Origin of the sequence: Marinobacter segnicrescens (assembly GCF_900111555.1) — a bacterium.
GTDB lineage: Bacteria > Pseudomonadota > Gammaproteobacteria > Pseudomonadales > Oleiphilaceae > Marinobacter > Marinobacter segnicrescens.
In genome coordinates this window covers 36,725-52,522 of the sequence record NZ_FOHZ01000012.1, presented here as the reverse complement: position 1 = coordinate 52,522, position 15,798 = coordinate 36,725, and the positions used below count along the sequence as shown (strand labels likewise).

Annotated in this window: 17 protein-coding genes; 7 read left to right on the top strand and 10 right to left on the bottom strand. The window is 61.5% G+C overall.

Annotation, left to right across the window (positions count from 1 at the left end; genetic code table 11):
* The first annotated feature begins 38 nt into the window (after positions 1-38).
* The 3 genes from BM036_RS12575 (at position 39) to BM036_RS12565 (ending at position 2,773) form a co-directional block, all read left to right on the top strand.
* Positions 39-1,130, top strand: a complete 1,092-nt coding sequence (locus tag BM036_RS12575) for an SMP-30/gluconolactonase/LRE family protein (protein ID WP_091852689.1) — start codon at positions 39-41, stop codon at positions 1,128-1,130.
* A 51-nt stretch (positions 1,131-1,181) separates the two neighbouring features.
* Positions 1,182-1,661, top strand: a complete 480-nt coding sequence (locus tag BM036_RS12570) for an acyl-CoA thioesterase (protein WP_091852686.1) — start codon at positions 1,182-1,184, stop codon at positions 1,659-1,661.
* Positions 1,662-1,795: 134 nt separating this feature from the next.
* Positions 1,796-2,773, top strand: a complete 978-nt coding sequence (locus tag BM036_RS12565; protein WP_091852683.1) for an NADP-dependent oxidoreductase — start codon at positions 1,796-1,798, stop codon at positions 2,771-2,773.
* Here BM036_RS12565 and tcdA read toward each other — a convergent pair.
* From tcdA to speA, 4 genes are all read right to left on the bottom strand, one after another.
* Entirely contained in the window at positions 2,761-3,567 is an 807-nt protein-coding gene (gene tcdA / locus BM036_RS12560; RefSeq protein ID WP_091852680.1) for a tRNA cyclic N6-threonylcarbamoyladenosine(37) synthase TcdA, read from the bottom strand. The genes BM036_RS12565 and tcdA overlap by 13 nt on opposite strands.
* A gap of 119 nt (positions 3,568-3,686) precedes the next feature.
* The gene (locus BM036_RS12555) at positions 3,687-4,322 is read right to left on the bottom strand and encodes a ChrR family anti-sigma-E factor (RefSeq protein ID WP_091852677.1); all 636 of its coding nucleotides are present in this window, start codon (positions 4,320-4,322) and stop codon (positions 3,687-3,689) included.
* Complete coding sequence (locus BM036_RS12550; RefSeq protein WP_091852827.1) at positions 4,319-4,918, bottom strand: sigma-70 family RNA polymerase sigma factor; 600 nt, start codon at positions 4,916-4,918, stop codon at positions 4,319-4,321. The genes BM036_RS12555 and BM036_RS12550 overlap by 4 nt, the downstream gene beginning before the upstream one ends.
* Before the next feature lie 171 nt (positions 4,919-5,089).
* Positions 5,090-6,994, bottom strand: coding sequence for a biosynthetic arginine decarboxylase (gene speA, locus BM036_RS12545; RefSeq protein WP_091852823.1), 1,905 nt, complete (start codon positions 6,992-6,994; stop codon positions 5,090-5,092).
* Between the two features lie 202 nt (positions 6,995-7,196).
* Between speA and speE the strand changes: the two genes are divergently transcribed.
* Entirely contained in the window at positions 7,197-8,078 is an 882-nt protein-coding gene (speE, locus tag BM036_RS12540) for a polyamine aminopropyltransferase (protein ID WP_091852674.1), read from the top strand.
* A gap of 100 nt (positions 8,079-8,178) precedes the next feature.
* On the opposite strand, the gene BM036_RS12535 is transcribed toward speE, so the two are convergent.
* The gene (locus tag BM036_RS12535; protein WP_091852671.1) at positions 8,179-9,444 is read right to left on the bottom strand and encodes an ammonium transporter; all 1,266 of its coding nucleotides are present in this window, start codon (positions 9,442-9,444) and stop codon (positions 8,179-8,181) included.
* 73 nt (positions 9,445-9,517) lie between these two features.
* On the bottom strand, positions 9,518-9,856 hold the full coding sequence (glnK, locus tag BM036_RS12530) for a P-II family nitrogen regulator (protein ID WP_091852668.1): 339 nt from the start codon (positions 9,854-9,856) through the stop codon (positions 9,518-9,520).
* A 396-nt stretch (positions 9,857-10,252) separates the two neighbouring features.
* Between glnK and BM036_RS12525 the strand changes: the two genes are divergently transcribed.
* The 3 genes from BM036_RS12525 (at position 10,253) to trmB (ending at position 12,966) form a co-directional block, all read left to right on the top strand.
* Positions 10,253-10,513 (top strand): accessory factor UbiK family protein, encoded by a 261-nt coding sequence (locus BM036_RS12525; RefSeq protein ID WP_091852820.1) that lies wholly within the window; start codon positions 10,253-10,255, stop codon positions 10,511-10,513.
* Positions 10,514-10,618: 105 nt separating this feature from the next.
* Positions 10,619-12,142: a YifB family Mg chelatase-like AAA ATPase gene (locus BM036_RS12520; protein ID WP_091852665.1), complete on the top strand. Its 1,524-nt coding sequence runs from the start codon at positions 10,619-10,621 to the stop codon at positions 12,140-12,142.
* 104 nt (positions 12,143-12,246) lie between these two features.
* A complete protein-coding gene (gene trmB / locus BM036_RS12515; RefSeq protein ID WP_091852662.1) occupies positions 12,247-12,966 on the top strand; it encodes a tRNA (guanosine(46)-N7)-methyltransferase TrmB in 720 nt (239 codons plus the stop codon).
* Positions 12,967-12,995: 29 nt separating this feature from the next.
* Here trmB and BM036_RS12510 read toward each other — a convergent pair whose 3' ends face one another.
* Genes BM036_RS12510 through BM036_RS12495 form a run of 4 tightly spaced genes read right to left on the bottom strand, consistent with a single transcriptional unit; the run spans position 12,996 to position 15,796 of the window.
* Entirely contained in the window at positions 12,996-13,541 is a 546-nt protein-coding gene (locus BM036_RS12510) for a hypothetical protein (RefSeq protein WP_091852659.1), read from the bottom strand.
* Positions 13,538-14,701, bottom strand: a complete 1,164-nt coding sequence (gene hemW, locus BM036_RS12505; RefSeq protein WP_091852656.1) for a radical SAM family heme chaperone HemW — start codon at positions 14,699-14,701, stop codon at positions 13,538-13,540. The genes BM036_RS12510 and hemW overlap by 4 nt, the downstream gene beginning before the upstream one ends.
* Positions 14,701-15,324 carry an RdgB/HAM1 family non-canonical purine NTP pyrophosphatase gene (gene rdgB, locus BM036_RS12500; RefSeq protein WP_091852818.1) on the bottom strand — a complete coding sequence of 208 codons (624 nt, stop codon included), beginning with the start codon at positions 15,322-15,324 and terminating at the stop codon, positions 14,701-14,703. The genes hemW and rdgB overlap by 1 nt, the downstream gene beginning before the upstream one ends.
* Positions 15,325-15,346: 22 nt before the next feature.
* Entirely contained in the window at positions 15,347-15,796 is a 450-nt protein-coding gene (locus BM036_RS12495) for a DUF4426 domain-containing protein (protein WP_091852653.1), read from the bottom strand.
* Positions 15,797-15,798 lie beyond the last annotated feature (2 nt).

Genomic DNA, 15,798 nt, shown 5'->3' with positions numbered 1-15,798 from the left:
GCACTGGCATACCAGGCAACCGGTACAGGACTCGTTCCATGAAATGGCTGCTGATACTGCTGTTGATCGTTTTCGTGATGCTTGGCGGCTTTCTGCTGAGTCCTTCACCCATCGACAGCCGGGCCTGGCCGGCGCCCTCGGCTCCCGCGATGCAGGGGCCCCTGGCACCGAACGAACGACTGCGTTTGTCAGACCTGTTGGCCAAGGGGCAGTTGGCACAACCGGAAGATACCGCCATGGATGCCTCCGGCAGGATTCATACCGGTACTGCGGATGGCTGGATTGTTCGCCTGGACGGGGAAGGGGATGGGGATCCCAACCGCTGGGTGGAGACCGGTGGCCGACCACTGGGACTGGACTTTGACCGGCAGGGTAACCTGGTTGTGGCCGATGCCGAGCGGGGGCTGTTGTCCATAAGCCCCCGCGGCGAGACCCGCGTACTCACCCGGGAGGCCGAAGGGCTGCCGTTCCGGCTGGCGGACGGGGTGGACGCAGGACCGGATGGTAATATCTATTTCACCGATGCCAGCACCCGCCACCGCCTTGAGGACCACCAGTTGGACCTTCTGGCAATGCGGCCCAATGGACGCCTGCTACGATATAGCCCCCAGACCGGCCAGACTCGGGTACTGCTCAGAAACCTCTACTTTGCCAACGGGGTGGTGGTCTCACCGGAGGGGGACTACCTGCTGGTGGCAGAGACTCCCCGTTACCGCATACTGCGCTATTGGCTCAGCGGTCCGGAGCAGGGCCGGGCGGAAGTGTTTGCCGACAACCTGCCCGGGTTTCCGGACAACCTCGACGTGGATGCTGCCGGCCGCTACTGGGTCGCCATGCCAGCCCTGCGCAGGCCCTCACTGGACTTTCTGCACCACCATCCCTGGCTGAAGAACCTGGTGGCCCGCCTGCCGCCCTGGCTGCGTCCGGGGCCGGGTGAGTATGGCCTGGTGATTGCCCTCAACGGCGAGGGTGAAATTGTCACCAGCCTGCACGATACCCGGGGCGACTACCTTTGGGGGCTGACGTCGGCCCGGGTTCATGGTGACGAGCTGTATTTTGGCAGCTTGTATAGCGATCGCCTGGGCAGGTTGCCGCTGAACGCGATTCCGGGAATGGGACCTGTGCAGTAAACCGTGACCAGGGGCATGGTGCAGCAACGAATTATGATCAGTGAAGGAGTAATGGAATTGAACACCGACCAGAACGACGGGTTCCAGGACTGGGACCTGCCGGATCCGTTCACCCTGGATATTAACGTGCGTCCGGAAGACACGGACCGCCTCGGCCATGCCAATAATGTCGTCTACGTCCGTTGGCTTGAGGACATCAGCTGGGCGCATATCGAGAGTGCGGGTATGACCTGGGCCCTCCACGAGCAGACCGGCAAGGCCATGGCCATTACCCGTACCGAGATTGACTACCTGGCCGCCGCCAATGCCGGTGACCGGCTGGTATTGGCGACCTGGCTCACCGACTTCGATGGCCGTATCCGCTCGGCCCGGCAGTTCCAGTTGGTGCGCCCGGCCGACGGCAAGACTCTGATGCGGGCGATTTCCACCCATGCCTGCGTCAATATGCAATCCCAGCGCCCCACGAGGGTGCCGGCCGAGTTCGCTGAAATTTTCCGGCATATCCGGGTTGAAGGCGGTTATAAGTTGTAGCCGCCGGGGTACAGGGGTCCGGTGGCCGGAAGTATTCATCGCAAGAGGTCAGCCTTGAGCCCGGGGGGCTGCTAAACTGACCAGTCACCATATCCTGTAACCGGTATGGGGTCGTATTCATCGGGGGGAAGGTCATGGAAAAAAACGAGGTATCCACCATGAAACAACTGGTCTACCGGGAGTTCGGGGATCCCGATGTACTTGAAGTGGCCGAAGCTCCCGTGCCTGAGCCAGGCCCTGAAGAGGTGCTGGTTCGGGTACGGGCCGCTGGACTGAACCCCATCGACTGGAAGACCCGCCGCGGCCTGGGCTTTGCTGCCCGCCAGATCGGGGACCGACTGCCCTGGACGCCGGGATATGACATGGCTGGCGAGGTGGTCGCCGTGGGCGACAAGGTGGCCACCCTGGTACCGGGCGACCGGGTTATGGGTATGGTTGGCTTCCCGACGCAGGGTGGTGCCTGTGCCCAGTTCCTGGCGGCGCCCGCGGCTGAGTTGGCCATTGTGCCGGAAGAACTGGATTTGCTGGCAGCGGGTGGCCTGCCGCTGGCGGGCCTGACCGCCTGGCAGGCCCTGTTCGATATGGGCGAGCTGGAACCTGGTCAGAAAGTGTTGATCCACGCAGGTGCCGGCGGTGTCGGGCACCTTGCGGTGCAGTTCGCGCTGGTGCGGGGTGCCCATGTGATCGCCACCGCCTCGGCCGATAACCGGGACTTCCTCGCCGGGCTCGGCGTCCATGAGGTCATCGACTACCACCAGGTGGATTTTGTCGACGAGTGCTATGGACTCGACCTGGTGCTCGACCTGGTCGGGGGTGATACCGGCAAGCGGTCCCTGCATACCCTGAGCGAGCACGGGGTGCTGGTGACCATTCCTACCATTACCGCCGATGAGATCGTCAGTGAAGCGGAGCGTATGGGCCTGAAAGCCCACGGCATGACCGTGCGCCCGGACGTGTTCCAACTGGAAGAGATCCTGGAGCTGATCGAGGATGGTGATGTGAAGGTCCACGTGGACGGAGTATTCGCCCTGCCAGACGCCCCGGCGGCCCACCACCTGCTGGAGGGCGGCCATGTGCGGGGCAAGCTGGTGCTGGATCTTCAGGAGGGCTGAGAGCCCTTTGCCGCTTTGCGGGCGATCCTGTTGACCAGTCGGGAGGCGGCAATAAACCCGAAGCTGGCGGTGACCGGTGAAGCAGCACCGAACCCGGTGGCGCAGTCCAGCCGTACCGGGCCTGCGGTGTCCGGTTTCTGATGGCAGACCTCACCGTCGGCTGCCGGGTAGATCAGCTGTTCCGTGGAGTACACCGCCTCGATACCAAACCGGCGTTTCGGATTGCGTGAGAAACCGTACTCCCTGCGTAACAGGTTACGGATCTTGGCCAGCAATGGGTCCTGGGTAGTCCGGCTCAGGTCCGCCACTTCGATTTTTGTGGGGTCAACCTGGCCGCCTGCCCCGCCGGCTACCACCAGGGGGATCTTCCTGCGCTGGCAGTGGGCAATCAGGGCTGCCTTGGATTTGACGCTGTCGATGGCGTCCACCACGCCGTCCATGTCTTCCGTGATCAACTCTGCGACATTCTTCGTGGTCACAAAACCGAAATGAACCCGGATGTCCGCCTGGGGGTTAATGGCCCGCAGGCGTTCTGCCATCACGTCGGTCTTGGTGCGGCCATAATGTCCTTCCAGCGCATGGAGCTGACGGTTGGTGTTGGACACACAAACGTCGTCCATATCGATCAGGGTTATGGTGCCTATACCACTGCGGGCAAGCGCCTCCGCGGCCCAGGAGCCCACGCCACCAAGGCCCGCGACGGCAATATGGGACTGGCGGAAGGCCAGGCTGGCGCGGCGGCCGTAGAGCCGCTCGATGCCGCCGAAGCGGAAAGCGTAGTCATCACTGCTCATGGAACTGCCACATCTTTAGGAATGGTAAAGCCAGTCATTCTACAGCAAGGTGCGCAGGAGGGGAGGCCGGGGTTGCACGGACCCGGTCGGAACAGATGTCCGACCGGGCATGCGAGCTGTCAGCGGATAAACGGATTCAGCAGGCGACCGAAGGTGCCCGTGAGCTTCAGGGGGGCGCTCAGCACGGACAGGGTAATGCAGTCGTCCCCTTCCAGGGCCACGGGCTTGTGTTCGTCTTCCTGCCCCAGCACAACGAAGTCCCACTGGTTGAATACGCCCTTGTTATCGGCAAAGGCACCCTGCAGCACGATAGTGGTTTCCTCGCCACGGTGGGTATGGGCAGGAGCCTTGCCACCGGCACACAGCTTCTGCAGAACCACCCGGTCCTGCTGTCCCGGAAAGCGGTCACTGATATCCAGCACGCTGACGTCCTTCAGTTGCCGTTTCCACGGTAAACCGTCCAGGTCGTCACCCAGCAGTTTGCTCAGCGGGCTGCGGTGAACCCTGGGCGTTACCGTCTCGGGTGCCGGTTCGCTGTCGATGCGCGCCAGGATGCTGTCGAAGGTGGAGGCTTCGACGGTCACCTGCGACTGCTGCTCCATCATCACGGCGCCCAGGCTGTCCAGGGCATCCACCCGGCTGCGGCAGTGCGCGCATTTGTCCAGGTGAAGCCGGATGCACAGGGCATGGGGCTCACTCAGGTTGCCTGCGCTGTATTCCATCAACATCAGGCTGTCGGGGTGGTGACGGGTCATACGTTCTGGTCCTGCAAAATTACCTTGAGCTTGTTTAGTGCCAGACGAACCCGGCTCTTGACCGTGCCAAGCGGGATCTCCAGCTCATCAGCCACCATCTGGTGGGACTTGTGCTCCATGTAGACCTTGGCAATCACAGTGATCTGTTCTTCCGGCAGGTGCCGGAGGGATTCCCGCACCCGGCGCTCGGACATCAGCCGGTGCAGTGAGGTTACCGGTTCATCTTCATTTTCGCCGGGAATCTGCCACAAATCCTCGGTTTCCACCTGCATCTCTGCGCTGGTGCGCTGCATCTTGCGCAGCATATCGATGCGCTGGTTACGGGCGATGGTGAAAATCCAGGTGGAGGCGGCTGCCTTGCGCCAGTCGTACAGGCAGGAGCGACGCCAGATGGAGACGAACACCTCCTGTACCAGTTCCTCGGCGTGGCTCGACATGCCATTGGCCATGGCGTAGTACTTGATCTGGGGAGCGAAGTGCTCGAACAGCGCGTGATACGCCTGGCGGTCCTGGTTCTTGCCGACCTTTTCGAGCAGCTGGCTCCAGGGATCTTTTCGCCCTTCGGCCCGCGAGGGCTTCTGGTCCAGTGTGGTCACCGGGCGCTCCTTGACAGCGGCATGGGCTGAGATGTTGTTCGTCATGATTGTAGCACTCGTCCTGCGATTGTCAGTCACGAGATTTACGCTACGGCGGTTCGAACAGATCTGTGTTGATGGGATCGGTTCAGATCAATTTCAGTGCGATTGCGGCCTGCTTATGCTTTCAGGTTATTCCTCGAGGTAGGTATAGCCCTCCAGGCCGGCCTCGAGTTCCTGCAACAGCTGATGTTGTTCATCGGCCGGCATGTCACTGCTGGCGAACCGGGCCCGGTAGGCTTTGATCAGGTCCTGGGGATCAAAGTTCACGTAACGCAGGATATCTGCCACGGTGTCGCCTTCCGTGGGCTCGCTGACCCGGTACTGGCCGTTGCTGTCCAGTTGCACGTCCACGGAGTGGGTGTCGCCGAACAGATTGTGCATGTCCCCCAGGATCTCCTGGTAGGCACCGGTCATGAAGAAACCGATGAGTAGCGGCTGGCTGTCGTCATGGTCGGGCAGGGGCAGGGTGGTTTCGATGCCCTGACCGTCCACGTAGCGGTCGATGCGCCCATCCGAGTCGCAGGTGATGTCCTGGATCACGGCACGGCGGGTGATGGCGCGGTCCAGGCCCTGGATGGGCAATACCGGGAAAATCTGGTCAATGCCCCAGATATCCGGCAGTGACTGGAACAGGGAAAAATTCACAAACAGCTTTTCTGCCAGTTTTTCGTTCAGTTCATCGAGGATTTCCCGGTGGGCCCGGTTGGCACCATTGAGCTGCTGCTGTAACTGGCGGCAGCTGGCGGTGTAGATGCGTTCGGCATCGGCACGCTGGCCCAGGGTCAGCACGCCGTGGGCAAACTGGGCATGCACGTCGCCCATGGCATGGAGCAGGTCGTGGTAAATCTCGATACGGGACCGGGGACTGACATCGTCCGTCACGTGGCAATAGTCTCGCCACAGGTCATGGAGGGGCCCGGGGGCGCTGGCTGCGGGCGCTGTGGGTATGCGGGCTTCCGGCTGCTCCCGGTCGATGACATTGGTGACCAGCACCGCGTGGTGGGCGGTCAGGGCGCGCCCCGACTCGCTGATCAGATCCGGGTGGGGAACGCCGGCCCGGTCGCATTCTGTCTGCAGGGTGTGCACCACGTTCCAGGCGTATTCCCGCATGCTGTAGTTCATCGAACAGCTGCTGCGGGAGCGGGTGCCCTCATAGTCCACGCCGAGGCCACCGCCGATATCCACTGTGTCCACCGGCGCGCCCAGCTGGCGCAGTTCGCTGTAGAAACGGGCGCACTCCCGCAGCCCTGTCTGAATATCCCGGATATTGGCGATCTGGGAACCCAGGTGAAAGTGCAGCAGTTGCAGGGAATCCAGGGCATCGGCCGCCCGCAGGCGCTCAACGACGTCCAGTACCTGTCCCGCTGAAAGGCCGAACTTGGATTTCTCACCGCCGGTGTTCTGCCAGTTGCCCTTGCCGATGGTCGCCAGCCGGGCCCGTACGCCGATAAGTGGGCGCACATCCAGCCGCTTTGCCTCGTTCAGTATCAGCTTCAGCTCGGACGGTTTCTCCACCACGATAAATACCCGGAAGCCCAGCTTCTGACCAATCAGTGCGGTGCGGATGTATTCCCGGTCCTTGTAGCCATTGCAGACGATCACCGAGCCCCGCGCTGACGACAGGGCCAGTACAGCCATCAACTCGGGCTTGCTGCCCGCTTCCAGGCCGATCTGGCTGTTAGCGGCCGCCGGCTGGGCTCGCAACAATTCTTCTACCACGCCCCGCTGCTGGTTTACCTTGATCGGGTAAACGGCGGTATAGCGCCCCTGGTAGCCGTGTTCGCTGGCGACATCGTTGAAGGCCAGGCACAGGGTATTGACCCGGTCATGGAGAATGTCGGTAAAGCGGATCAGCACCGGCAGGGCAACACCCCTGGTACTGAGTTGGCCAATCAGCTCAGGCAGGTTGATGCTGTGGTCGTTATGAGCCCGGTGCGGCCGGATCAGCACATCACCGCCGGTGTTCACATCGATATAGCCATCACTCCAGTGGGCGATGTTGTAGATCTGGCTGGCAGTGGTTCTGGTGGTCATACTGGTATCCTGAATCGCAGACGGGGCAATCTTGCCGGGCGCGCCCATTGTAGGCTGCCTGGGCAACCCATGGAAACCGCAAAGCGCCCCTGCCCGGACAACAAATCCTTTGGTTAGTATCCCGTCAGGTGAATTCGCTGACGGGACACGAGCCGCCACCTCGGCCTACAATGGCGCCAACGATTACGGGAGGTTTTTGACAATGAGTTCACTGGACAACAACTGGTTTACCGAAGTCTTCCAGGACCAGGGTACGGCCTTTTCCCTGCAGGTGAAGCGCAAGCTGCACGAGGAACAGACGCAGTACCAGAAGCTGGAAGTCTGGGAGACAGAGACATTTGGCAACCTGATGGTACTGGACGGCTGTGTCATGCTCACCAGCCGGGACAATTTCCTCTACCACGAGATGATGACGCACCCGGCACTGTTCACCCATCGCGATCCGAAAAAGGTGGTGATCATCGGCGGTGGTGATTGCGGCACCCTCAAGGAGGTATTGAAGCACCCCGGGGTGGAGGAAGCCTGGCAGGTGGAAATCGATGAACGGGTGACCCGGGTATCGGAGAAGTATTTCCCGGAACTCTGTGAGTCCAACCAGGACCCCAGGGCCAACTTCTTCTTTGGTGATGGCATCCAGTGGATGCGGGACCAGCCCCCGGGCACGGTGGATGTCATCATCGTCGACAGCACCGATCCGGTGGGGCCGGCGGAAGGCCTGTTTGCGCTGGACTTTTACCGGGACTGCATGATTGCCCTGCGGGAGGGCGGCATCGTGGTGCAGCAGAGCGAATCCCCGCTGCTGCACACTGACAGCATTATTCGCGGTATTCATGACGACATGAAAAAGGCCGGTTTCGACCACGTCCAGACCCTGCCATTTCCGCAACCCGTCTATCCCACCGGCTGGTGGAGCTGCACCATGGGTGGCAAGGACGTACACACCAGCTATTTCCGGGAGGAGGACGCAGCGGACCGGCCGTTTGTCACCCGCTACTACAATGAAGGTGTTCATCGGGGCGCCCTGGCCATGCCCCAGTTCATGCTGGAAACTCTGGATGATCCGGTGCGGCCGGCCGAAGGCTGACACAGCTCGTTCCGGCCTCGCAAAAAAAAGAGGGCAGCCCGCGGGCTGCCCTCTTTGCTTTTGTTCCCCGGCAAACCGGGGAACTTTACCAGTGACCTGGTTACTTGCTGGAGACGAACTCCGGATAGGCTTCCATGCCACACTCGGACAGGTCGACGCCTTCGTACTCGTCTTCCTCGCTGACCCGGATGCCGATCACAGCCTTGAGGATGCCCCAGACGATCAGGCTGGCTACGAATACCCAGACGAAGATGGTCAGGGCACCGATCAGCTGGCCGCTGAAGGCAGCACCGTCATTGGTGACCGGTACCAGCATCAGGCCCAGGAAGCCGCAGACACCGTGGGCGGAGATGGCGCCCACCGGATCGTCAATGCGCAGCTTGTCCAGGGTGACGATACTCAGCACCACCAGCACACCACCCAGTGCGCCCCAGATCGTGGCAACCAGTGCGCTCGGTGTGGACGGCTCGGCCGTGATAACCACCAGTCCGGCGATGGCACCGTTCAGAAGCATGGTCAGGTCAGCCTTGCCGAACATGATGCGGGCGGTGATCAGCGCCGCGATTGCACCACCGGCCGCAGCAGCGTTGGTGTTGAGGAACACCATGGCCACAGAGTGCGCGCTGGCAATATCGCCCAGTTTAAGCACTGAACCGCCGTTGAAGCCGAACCAGCCCAGCCACAGGATGAAGGTACCCAGTGCGGCCAGCGGCATGTTGGCGCCCGGGAAGGCGCGGATTTCGCCGTTGGGGCCGTACTTGCCCTTACGGGCGCCCAGCAGGATCACACCGGCGAGGGCTGCAGCAGCACCTGCCATGTGTACGATGCCCGAGCCGGCAAAGTCGCTGAAGCCCAGGTCACCCAGGTTGTACATGCCAAATACATCGGCACCGCCCCAGGTCCAGGCGCCTTCCATGGGGTAGATGAAACCGGTCATGACCACTGCAAAGGCCAGGAAAGCCCACAGTTTCATGCGCTCGGCTACTGCACCGGAGACGATGGACATGGCCGTGGCCACAAACACCACCTGGAAGAAGAAGTCTGAAGCACCGGAGTAGATGGAACCACCCTCGAAGTCGCCCCGCTCGGCGTATTCGCCCAGCACGCCGGCAACATCCACCTCACCCATGCCGCTGAGGAAGATATTACCGCCATACATAATGGCGTAGCCACAGACCAGGTACATGGTGCAGGCCACTGCGAACAGGGCCACGTTCTTGGTGAGAATTTCAGTGGTGTTCTTGGCGCGTACCAGCCCGGATTCCAGCATGGCAAAGCCTGCTGCCATCCACATGACTAATGCACCGCAAACGAGAAAATAGAAGGTATCTATTGCGTACTGTAAATGAAAGACACTGTTTTCCATAAGAAGCCCTCCGCACGAGGCTTAACAGGAGATTGAAATTTTTGCGTTGGCCTGACTGCTTAAGCGCCCGGGATCAGACGGCTTCTTCGCCGGTTTCCCCGGTCCGGATCCGGATGGCCTGTTCCAGTTCGGTTACAAAGATCTTGCCGTCACCGATCTTGCCGGTGTTGGCGGCCTTGGTAATGGATTCAATGACCTGGTCCAGCAGGCCATCGCCAATGGCGACTTCCACCTTCACCTTGGGCAGGAAGTCCACCACGTACTCGGCACCGCGATAGAGTTCGGTGTGCCCCTTCTGGCGACCGAACCCTTTCACCTCGGTCACGGTTACGCCCTGAACGCCAATCTCGGATAGTGCCTCACGGACATCATCCAGCTTGAAAGGCTTGATGATCGCTGTCACAAGTTTCATTGCTGTCTCCTTGGAGTTTGCCGTCCCGGTTTTCTGCCCACGGGGTCGTGGATGGACCGGGTTCGGGATGCTGCCACCTCGCACACCAATTGTGCGGATTGCGTACGGGGGTTGTAGCATCGTGTGTGCCAACGCAAAAATATATTTAAAAATCAGTGCTTTGTTGGACCGGTGAACCAAAATGGGTCCTGACCGTGCGCCATTATAGCGCAGCTCGGTCAGGCACGAACCACATTGGTGCATCTGTCCAGGACCGGCGGCAGGCCAGATACCAGGGCTGATACGGCCGGTCACCTTCCTAGTATGGCAGGGACCACGCTGTGTTACACTCCTCAGCCGTCGAGGCGTTGCCCGTCAGGGCAGGCGCAAGCTTTCGGAACCGTGGAGACTGACGTGGTGAAGATTCCTAATGACCTGCTTGGCCAGGTTCAACAGCAGTTTGGCCAGTTCGTTCCTGATATGGCCCGTGCAGCCCGTGACGATGTGGAAAATCACGCAAAGGCTGCCGTCATGTCGGTCATTTCAAGGCTGGAACTGGTCACCCGCGAGGAGTTCGATGCCCAGCAGGCCGTTCTGCTGCGCACCCGTGAGAAGCTGGAACGGCTTGAGAAGCGGGTTGCCGAACTGGAGGCACAGGCCAGCCAGTCCGATAACTGAAGCTGATCCGGAATGGCCGGGTCTGCGCGGTTTTTACCGCACAGACTCCTGGGTGGCACAGGTAGTACCACCCTCCGGAAATCACTGAATGTCAGGGAAGACCCTATGCTCGCAACCATTCATACCCGCGCGCGGCTGGGCGTCAGCGCGCCAGCTGTTACAGTAGAAGTTCATCTCTCCAGCGGATTGCCTTCGCTTTCCATCGTCGGGCTGGCTGAAACCGCCGTCCGGGAAAGCAAGGACCGGGTACGTAGCGCCCTCATGAATGCCGGCTTCGAATTCCCTGCCCGTCGCATCACCATTAACCTTGCTCCAGCCGATCTCCCCAAGGAGGGCGGCCGCTTTGACCTGGCCATCGCCCTGGGCATCCTGGTGGCGTCAGGGCAGTTGCCACCAGAGGCCCTTGGAGAGCTGGAGTGCATGGGGGAGTTGGCCCTGGATGGCAGTCTCCGGCCAGTGCGCGGCGTGTTGCCGGCGGTCATGGCTGCCCGGGAGGCTGGTCGACGTATCCTGGTGCCCCGGGACAATGCCGATGAGGCGTCGCTGGCGGGTGGCGACGATGTACTGGCGGCGGGCCACCTGCTGGCGGTCTGCGAACACCTTGCCGGCACCACCACACTGAGTCCGGTAACGCCCATGGCGCTGAGCAGCCTCCCGGCCGAAGCTCCTGACCTGGCAGATGTGCGCGGGCAACACGTACCCAAGCGGGCCCTGGAAATCGCTGCAGCCGGCGGTCACAATCTGCTGTTATTTGGCCCTCCGGGCACTGGCAAGAGTATGCTGGCAAGCCGCATTCCGGGGCTTTTGCCGGCACTGGATGATCGCCAGGCGCTGGAAGTGGCCAGTGTGCATTCAGTAGCCGGACTGCCGATCCGCACCGATGGCTGGCGCCAGCCACCTTATCGTGCGCCCCATCATACTGCCTCGGCGATTGCGCTGGTGGGTGGCGGTAGCAGCCCCCGCCCCGGTGAGATTTCACTGGCCCACAATGGCGTATTGTTCCTGGATGAACTACCGGAGTTTGACCGCAAGGTGCTGGAGGTATTGCGGGAACCCATGGAGTCGGGGGAGATCGTTATCTCCCGGGCTGCCAGCCAGGTCACCTATCCTGCCCGGTTCCAGGTGATTGCCGCCATGAATCCTTGCCCCTGCGGCTACCAGGGCCATCCCACCATCGACTGCCAGTGCTCCCCCATGCAGGTGGCAAGGTATCAGGCCCGGTTATCCGGCCCGTTGCTGGACCGGTTCGACCTGCACGTGGAAGTCCCGGTGCAGGGTGGCGAAGTGCTCATGCAAAGTTCCTCTGCGGGCGAAACCAGTGCACAGGTGCGGCAACGGGTCGTGAAGGTGCGGGAGGGTGCCCGTAGACGGGGCGGTGCCAATGCGTCTTTGTCCGGCCGTGCCCTGGAGCAGCACTGCGTCGTGGACGACGACAGTAAGGGGATGCTCGTCGGTGCCATGGAAAAGCTGGGCTTGTCGGCGAGGGCATTGCATCGCATTCTTCGGGTAGCCCGCACGATCGCGGATCTGGCAGGTGCCGAGGATATCCGCTGCGAGCACCTGGTGGAGGCGCTGGGCTACCGCAAGCTGGACCGGAAACCGGCCAGGGTTCCCGGCTTTTCACCGTAGGTCAGCGAACAAACCGGGCGCGGCTTTGTCAGGTCACGAATAGCTCTGCCTCTGTTAGACTGTAGTCCTTAGTCATTTTGAGCATTGATCAGACCGGGGAAATCATGACTGACTCAGACAAGGCACCGAATAATGGTGAAAGCGTTACCACCCGCCGTGGCGTGCGTAGTTTCGTTATTCGCCAGGGGCGGATGACAGAAGGCCAGAAAAAGGCGTATGACCGGCTCTGGCCCGTCTATGGTTTGACCCGCGAGCAAGGGGTGATCGACCCCCGGGAAGTGTTCGGCCGCGAAGCCTGGCTGAACCTGGAGATCGGCTTCGGTATGGGGCACTCCCTTGCAGAGATGGCCGCCGCCGCGCCTGAGCAGGACTTTATCGGGGTAGAAGTTCACTCCCCCGGAGTGGGTGCCTTGCTCAAGGAAATCGAGGAGCGTGAACTGGAGAATGTCCGGATCTATGCCATCGACGCCAACGATGTGATCGACCTGTGCCTGCCGGACGCCTCCATTGACCGGGTGATGGTCTTTTTCCCGGATCCCTGGCCAAAAAAGAAACACCACAAGCGTCGACTGATCCAGCACGAGTTTGTCCAGCGCCTGCGCCACAAGCTCCGGGTGGGAGGTATCCTGCACCTGGCGACGGACTGGGAAAACTACGCCGAGCATATGCTGGAAGTGATGGACGAATCCGAAGGCTTCGTCAATGCCAGGGACGAAGGTGGTTTCTCGCCTCGCCCTGAGGATCGCCCGATTACCAAGTTCGAGAAGCGTGGCGAAAACCTTGGTCACGGGGTCTGGGACCTGGTGTATCGCCGCACCAACTGACAGCAGGGCGTTCAGGCGTCAGGCGCCTTCTATCGCGCAGACTCCCGGGCGCCCGGTGGATGCAACGGGTGGCGCCGGGCGGCGCGGATAACCACCAGCCCGGCAATTCCCACTAGCAATGCCGTGTAGTTTGTCAAAGCCAGTAAGGTGGCAGCCAGGCTGAGACGGTCGCTTGGCGCATCCAGGTTGGCCAGCAACACCGAATACTCCGTCACATGGGCCAGGCCGGCCACCACAAACAGTCCCCGCACCCATTGACCGGTCTTGCGTTCGCGCACGCCCGGGCGATCCACCAGCAAGTGGTTGGTCAGCAGGATAAGCAGGGTGGTATAAAGTGCGGCAAACAGGAAGCCGCTCCACAGGGAGGTCTCAGCCCAGAAAGAGGTGCCCCAGCTTTCCACGATGGCTGCAGCCCCTTCGCCCGTGGTGGCCAGCTGGAAACTCAGCATGCCCTGGGGTGCCGCGCTGGTCTGCAGGGGCTGGTTGAGCCCCAGTTGGGCAACCAGAACGGCGGCAGTGAAGCCACCAACCCATCGGATGCCGGTGGGAATGGGTTTCCTGGCGATGTCGTTCATGACAGAAATTGCTCCAGCACACTGTTCAGGAACTGCCGTCCTTTTGTTGTCGCCTGCAGACGGCCGGGCTCCAGCAGTTCCTGATCCCTCAGGTTTCCAAGTATTGCAGCAATCACCGTCAGCGGTAAACCCGTACGGGCCGTGAACAGCGACTCGTCCACGCCCTGTTGCAACCGCAGTGCATTCATCATGAACTCCAGCGGACGCTCGTCCCGGTCCACCGACTGGGTGCCGGCGGTACGGCTGCCAATCCGGGCCAGGTAGGCGTCGGGCTGCCGGGTCTTCCAGTAGCGACGAATGTCGCCATTTTCCAGCGAAACCTTGCCATGGGCGCCGGCGCCAATGGCAAGGTAGTCGCCGAAGGTCCAGTAGTTCAGGTTATGCCGGGAGGCCATCCCGGGCCGGGCCCAGGCGGAGACTTCGTAGTCCTGGAAGCCGGCGGACAAAAGCCTTTCCCGTCCGGCCTGCCATATGGCCCAGAGCTCGTCATCCTCCGGCAGTGCGGGGGGGCGGCTGTAGAACTCAGTGTTCGGTTCCAGGGTCAACTGGTACCAGGAGAGGTGAGGTGGTTGCCACGCCAGGGCCGCGTCCAGATCTGCCAGGGCCTGCTCCGGGCCCTGGCCTGGCAGGCCGTGCATCAGGTCCAGGTTGAAGTTGCTGAAGCCGGCGTTCATGGCGGCCTCGATTGCGTGGTGCGCTTCGTTGTCGTCATGGATGCGACCAAGCCTTTTCAGGTGTTCCGGCTGGAAACTCTGAATACCGATGGAAAGTCGGTTAATGCCAGCGTCGCGAAAGCCCAGGAAGCGGCTCTGTTCGACCGTGCCAGGGTTGGCCTCCAGGGTGATTTCGGCATCCGGACTGAACGTGAGTTGCTCAGCGAGCTTGCGGAACAGGGTCTGGTAGAAGTCTGGCGACATCAGCGACGGGGTGCCGCCACCGATAAAGACGGTCTCGATTGGCCGCCCGCGCACGAACTCAAGATCATGCTTGAGATCTTCCAGCATGGCCTCAAGGTAGGCCTGCTCAGGCAACTCGCCGCTGAATGCGTGGGAATTGAAGTCGCAGTAGGGGCACTTGCGAACGCACCAGGGCACGTGAATATACAGCCCAAGGGGTGGACATGGAGCGATTGCCCCGGCGTCGCCAGAGAAGGGGGCCATCAATGTCCGCCCAACTGCTCCACCAGCAGGCGCAGGGCACGCCCGCGGTGGCTGACGCGGCCTTTCTGTTCCCGGGTCAGCTCAGCGGCACTGCAGTCGAACTCAGGGGCGAAGAACACCGGGTCGTAGCCGAAACCGCCGCTTCCTGTCGGATGTTCCAGGATCCGCCCCGGCCAGCGGCCATGGCAAATGATGGGCGTGGGGTCTTCGGCATGGCGCAGGTAGACCAGCACACAGTGAAACTGGGCCGTGCGCTCGGCTTCCGGCACCGCTTTCAACGCTGTCAGCAGCGCCTGGACGTTTTCCGCATCACTGGCATCGACACCGGCGTACCGGGCCGATCGCACGCCGGGCTGTCCGCCGAGTGCGTCCACCGCCAGGCCGGAGTCATCCGCCAGGGCTGGCAGACCGGTTTGCTGCGCGGCATGACGGGCCTTGAGCAGGGCATTCTCGACAAAGGTGCAGGCCGGCTCCTCCGCCTCACCGACGCCCAATTCGCCCTGGGCTATCGGTTGCAGGCCAAGGGGGGCCAGCAGTTCGCCAAGCTCCCTCAGCTTACCCTGATTGTTGCTGGCAAGTACCAGCTTACCCGTTCTGGTGTCTCCGGTGGTGTCCTGTGGCATTGGGCGATCAGTCATCGGGTGGTCAGTCATTGAACAGTGCCTGGGAAAAGCGAATCGGCAGGTCGCGGTCGTGGCCACTGGGCCTGGCGGTGACCTGGAAAGTCATCAGTTCGCCCTCGGTGTACTGGTACTCGGCGATAAAGTAGACCGCATCCCCTTCCTGGATCCGTCGAAATGCCAGGAACTTTGCCTGGCGAATATCGTTGAGGACCTGACCTTCCACCTGGCCGGGCACCGTGCTCAGCGAGCCGTCCTCCCCCCGCTCCATGATGGCAATGTTGACAATGCCAATACCACGACTGCGGTTGAGATTGTTGGCCGCGGCGACTTCCGGCATCAGGAAGGTGCTGGGGAATACGTTGTAGTGAACTTCGTAGTCTCCGAAGCGAACGTGTTTCTCTTCAGCCATAGCCGGGCTGGCCAGTCCGGCAAGGGTTACGCAGCAGAGCATCAGCAGGGTCATAGGCTTCATGG

Coding starts and splice junctions, on each gene's coding strand:
- trmB (WP_091852662.1), top strand. CDS start 12,247: ATGACTGACTCAGACAAGGCACCGAATAATGGTGAAAGCGTTACCACC.
- BM036_RS12565 (WP_091852683.1), top strand. CDS start 1,796: ATGGAAAAAAACGAGGTATCCACCATGAAACAACTGGTCTACCGGGAG.
- BM036_RS12495 (WP_091852653.1), bottom strand. CDS start 15,796: ATGAAGCCTATGACCCTGCTGATGCTCTGCTGCGTAACCCTTGCCGGA.
- speE (WP_091852674.1), top strand. CDS start 7,197: ATGAGTTCACTGGACAACAACTGGTTTACCGAAGTCTTCCAGGACCAG.
- rdgB (WP_091852818.1), bottom strand. CDS start 15,324: ATGCCACAGGACACCACCGGAGACACCAGAACGGGTAAGCTGGTACTT.
- BM036_RS12575 (WP_091852689.1), top strand. CDS start 39: ATGAAATGGCTGCTGATACTGCTGTTGATCGTTTTCGTGATGCTTGGC.
- BM036_RS12535 (WP_091852671.1), bottom strand. CDS start 9,444: ATGGAAAACAGTGTCTTTCATTTACAGTACGCAATAGATACCTTCTAT.
- speA (WP_091852823.1), bottom strand. CDS start 6,994: ATGACCACCAGAACCACTGCCAGCCAGATCTACAACATCGCCCACTGG.
- glnK (WP_091852668.1), bottom strand. CDS start 9,856: ATGAAACTTGTGACAGCGATCATCAAGCCTTTCAAGCTGGATGATGTC.
- hemW (WP_091852656.1), bottom strand. CDS start 14,701: ATGGCCCCCTTCTCTGGCGACGCCGGGGCAATCGCTCCATGTCCACCC.
- BM036_RS12510 (WP_091852659.1), bottom strand. CDS start 13,541: ATGAACGACATCGCCAGGAAACCCATTCCCACCGGCATCCGATGGGTT.
- BM036_RS12555 (WP_091852677.1), bottom strand. CDS start 4,322: ATGACCCGTCACCACCCCGACAGCCTGATGTTGATGGAATACAGCGCA.
- BM036_RS12570 (WP_091852686.1), top strand. CDS start 1,182: ATGGAATTGAACACCGACCAGAACGACGGGTTCCAGGACTGGGACCTG.
- BM036_RS12520 (WP_091852665.1), top strand. CDS start 10,619: ATGCTCGCAACCATTCATACCCGCGCGCGGCTGGGCGTCAGCGCGCCA.
- tcdA (WP_091852680.1), bottom strand. CDS start 3,567: ATGAGCAGTGATGACTACGCTTTCCGCTTCGGCGGCATCGAGCGGCTC.